The 1,370-nt window shown below is 68.9% G+C and carries 2 protein-coding genes; both read right to left on the bottom strand.

What is annotated here, in order from left to right:
• Positions 1-36: 36 nt before the first annotated feature.
• The gene (locus DK368_RS21155) at positions 37-885 is read right to left on the bottom strand and encodes an IS3 family transposase (RefSeq protein ID WP_114395951.1); all 849 of its coding nucleotides are present in this window, start codon (positions 883-885) and stop codon (positions 37-39) included.
• A gap of 11 nt (positions 886-896) precedes the next feature.
• Positions 897-1,307 carry a helix-turn-helix domain-containing protein gene (locus DK368_RS21150; RefSeq protein WP_114395950.1) on the bottom strand — a complete coding sequence of 137 codons (411 nt, stop codon included), beginning with the start codon at positions 1,305-1,307 and terminating at the stop codon, positions 897-899.
• Positions 1,308-1,370: the final 63 nt, after the last annotated feature.

Raw genomic sequence — 1,370 nt, 5'->3', positions numbered from 1 at the left:
TGGACTGCACCCCATCATTGAGACATGTCGCAAAAGCTACAGCATGGTTTCCGCCACCAGTGCCGCCCGGCCGGGCGGCACTGGTGGTTCGTCCTGTGCCTCGAACTCCACCGGGCTCAGGTAGTCGAGCGCCGAGTGGAGGCGTTGGCGATTGTACTGCTCCTCGATGAACTTGGCGATGTGCCCCCGGGCCTCTTCCATGTCGCGGTAGGCGCGCCCATCGACCTCCTCGCGCTTCAGCGTCCGCATGAAGCTTTCCGCCATGGCATTGTCATAGGGGCACGCCACCCGGCTCATGCTTGGCTGAATGCCCCGGCCCCTCAGCCTACCCACATAGTCCCCGCAGGCGTACTGCACCCCCCGGTCAGAATGGTGCACGAGCTGCCCGGGCTCCACCCGGCGGTCCGCCAGCGCCATGTCCAGTGCCGCCAGCGCCAGTTCGGCCCGCAGGTGGCCGTCCAGTGCCCAGCCCACCACCCGCCGACTGTGCGCGTCCAGCACCACCGCCAGATAGCAGAAGCCCTCGGCCAGCCGCACATAAGTGAGATCGGCCACCCAGAGCTGGTCGGTCCCCGTCGTCCGCAGATGCCGCGCCAGGTTCGGCCACACCGTCCAGCCGTGCCGGGAGTCCGTGGTCGCCGGCGCAAACACCTTGCGCCGCAGGCACAGCAGGTTGTCCTCGCGCATCAGCCGCAGCACACGCTTGCGGTTCACCACCCGCCCCGCCCGCCGCAGCAGCGCCGCGATCCGCCGGTGACCGTAGTGCCGGTGCGCCAGCGCCAGCCGCTGCACCTCGTCCCGCAGGTCCGTCTCCTCCGCCCCCGGCGCCGACGCCTGCCAAGCCCGGTAGAAGCCCGATCGGGCCACCCCGGCCAACGCACACATCCGGGACACGCTCAACCCGCCTTGCCGCCGCGCCGACGCCCGGATGCCGGCGTGGACGCCGTCAAGCCAGGACCGCTGCCCGGCCGGCTCGACCCCTCGACATGCCGCAAGGCGGTCTCGAAAAAATCCAACTCCAGCGCCTGTTGGGCAATCTTGCGCTCAAGCCGCGCAATCCGCTCCGCATCACTCTCCACCCCGGGCCGCCGGGCCGTCGGCACCAAGGGCGCCGCAGCCCCCGTCAGCGCCGCCTTCAACGCGCCACGGCCCAGCCCAGCCTCTCCCCGCGCCAGATACGCCCGACGCCACCGGTAAATCTGGCCAAAGCTCGACCCGATCTCCTCGGCCAGAGACCGCGGGTTCTCTCCGGCCTCAACCCGCGCCAACGCAGCCAACTTCTCCTCTAAACTACGTCGCTTGCCCATCAGCCCTCTCCTCTCAAGAGAACTGTAGCTTTTCCAGATGTCCCAGTTTAGGGGGGCAGTCCA

Origin of the sequence: Oleisolibacter albus (genome assembly GCF_003336875.1) — a bacterium.
In the GTDB taxonomy this organism is placed as follows: Bacteria; Pseudomonadota; Alphaproteobacteria; order Azospirillales; family Azospirillaceae; genus Niveispirillum; species Niveispirillum album.
The sequence above is the reverse complement of the archived record's forward strand: the minus strand, read 5'-3'. Positions and strand labels throughout refer to the sequence as shown.

Coding starts and splice junctions, on each gene's coding strand:
- DK368_RS21150 (WP_114395950.1), bottom strand. CDS start 1,307: ATGGGCAAGCGACGTAGTTTAGAGGAGAAGTTGGCTGCGTTGGCGCGG.
- DK368_RS21155 (WP_114395951.1), bottom strand. CDS start 885: ATGTGTGCGTTGGCCGGGGTGGCCCGATCGGGCTTCTACCGGGCTTGG.